The following is a 221-nucleotide window of genomic DNA, read 5'->3' on the forward strand; positions in this document are numbered from 1 at the left end:
GTTGCGACAGCTTCAAGTCTTGGTGGGGAAACGGGCTCTACACCAAGAGCAGGTGCTATTGTTTCTTTTGTAGGAGGTACACATGGTACACCAGCCAGCTATGGTCATGTGGCTTTTGTAGAGAAGGTCTATGATGATGGTTCTTTCCTTGTGTCTGAAACCAACTATGGGGGCAACCCTAACTATACCTTTAGAAAAATCTCTCAAGCAGATAGTGCCAT

Annotated in this window: 1 protein-coding gene; it reads left to right on the forward strand. The window is 45.7% G+C overall.

Going from position 1 to position 221, the window contains the following annotated elements; translation table 11 throughout:
• A partial coding sequence (locus HMPREF2701_RS01530) for a CHAP domain-containing protein (protein WP_148130496.1) occupies positions 1 to 221 on the forward strand: 221 nt, incomplete at both ends.

The sequence above is a fragment of the Streptococcus sp. HMSC077D04 genome, from assembly GCF_001808785.1.
GTDB classification, from domain to species: domain Bacteria; phylum Bacillota; class Bacilli; order Lactobacillales; family Streptococcaceae; genus Streptococcus; species Streptococcus mitis_BX.